The sequence below is a fragment of the Salinimicrobium profundisediminis genome (assembly GCF_026241755.1).
Taxonomy (GTDB): Bacteria; Bacteroidota; Bacteroidia; order Flavobacteriales; family Flavobacteriaceae; genus Salinimicrobium; species Salinimicrobium profundisediminis.
Map to the genome: position 1 here is coordinate 538 of NZ_JAPJDA010000092.1, position 1,526 is coordinate 2,063.

Genomic DNA, 1,526 nt, shown 5'->3' on the forward strand with positions numbered 1-1,526 from the left:
CAACCTGCGGACTTACTCTTCCTTCACGAGTACTGCCTAATATTATTCCAATTTTTAAATTTGCCATTTTTATTTCCTCCCTTTTTTAAACGATAAAAACTCATGCTGGATATCCGTTACATAGATGTAAGTAACTGCTGAATAAAAGATATTTCAATTCTTTCTATCAATAAGTTACTTTATGTAACCAAGTATATTTTATCAATTTACTATTGTCAAGTTACTTTATTATCTAATGTAATTTTATTTCTGTTTTTTTAATGGTATAATAAAGCTATAAGGAGTGAACGAATGATGAAAGAAACTGACATTTGTCCTCGCTTTGAAAAAGCCATTTCAATTTTAAGCCAACGCTGGACGGCTCTGTTAATACATCAGCTTCTCACTGGTCAAAAACGGTTTGGATCGATTAAAACATCTGTAGGCATTAGCGGAAAAGTTTTATCAGAGCGGTTAAAAGAAATGGAAAAGCAAGGAATTATTAAACGAAAAGTCATCCCTGAAACCCCGGTGATTATTGAGTACTCTTTAACAGAGAAAGGCATTTCGTTAGAGCCTGTCTTACGCGAGGTTGAAAAATGGTCACAAGAATGGATTTCAGCGGATGAAACATAATCCATTTACCTCTTAATTGAAGAGATAAACATAAACACAAAAAAAAGAGGGGATCCCCTCTTTTTTTTTAGGCTGTTTCTAACCTGTTGACTAGAATCTTTAGCTTTTGTCTAGCCCGATACAAGCGAGTTTTTACGGTATTCTGATTTATATGCAGGATATCAGCGATTTCTTGTTCTTTCAACCCTTTTTGAAGCTTTAATAGCAGAATGGTTTGGTAATGTGCTGACAGCTGATGAATAGCCTTATATAAATACTGATTAAATAATGATGCCTCTACATCCTTTTCGACATTATGATCCATTTGCAGCGAAATTGCTTCAAGGTGAATATGCTCCATAGACATTACATAGCTTTTTTTCTCTTTTCGGATTATATCAATAGCAGTTCTTGCAGCAATCACAGATAACCAAGCCCCTATCTTTTTTGAATCTTCAACACATTGTATTTTCTTAATCGCCTTGATATATGTTTCATGCACAGCATCCTCAGCCAGCTGCTGATCTCTAGTGATTCGAAAGGCAACGTGATAGAGCCGATGAAAATAACGTTCATATAATTCATTGAAATAATCTTCGTTCATAATGGTCCCTACTTTTTTATATATTTACTTTTTGTAGCACTATGCTAACTTTAAATAAATCACCATCTGTATCAATGACTAATTCTCCGTCATGCAAATCTATGATTGATTTTGCAATGGCAAGTCCTAATCCAGAACCTTCCGTATGCCGTGAAGTATCTCCTCTTTTAAAACGCTCAAATAATTCTTCACTTTCATCATTTAATTCAAATTTTGAGATATTTTTAAATATAATCTGAGCCTGATCATTTTCTTCTAAAAGCGATATATAAACGCGTGAATGTTCAAGAGAGTATTTCAATATATTTGATATTAAATTATCGAAAAC

The 1,526-nt window shown here is 33.4% G+C and carries 3 protein-coding genes; 1 reads left to right on the forward strand and 2 read right to left on the reverse strand.

Features of this window, described 5'->3' with window-relative positions; genetic code table 11:
• Nucleotides 1-291 precede the first annotated feature (291 nt).
• Complete coding sequence (locus OQ279_RS18770; protein WP_274704498.1) at nucleotides 292-615, forward strand: winged helix-turn-helix transcriptional regulator; 324 nt, start codon at nucleotides 292-294, stop codon at nucleotides 613-615.
• 67 nt (nucleotides 616-682) lie between these two features.
• Here OQ279_RS18770 and OQ279_RS18775 read toward each other — a convergent pair whose 3' ends face one another.
• Both OQ279_RS18775 and OQ279_RS18780 read right to left on the reverse strand, forming a co-directional pair.
• A complete protein-coding gene (locus OQ279_RS18775; RefSeq protein WP_266071402.1) occupies nucleotides 683-1,198 on the reverse strand; it encodes a sigma-70 family RNA polymerase sigma factor in 516 nt (171 codons plus the stop codon).
• Nucleotides 1,199-1,214: 16 nt separating this feature from the next.
• Nucleotides 1,215-1,526, reverse strand: a 312-nt coding sequence (locus OQ279_RS18780) for an ATP-binding protein (RefSeq protein WP_266071403.1), incomplete at its 5' end; no start/stop codon positions are given.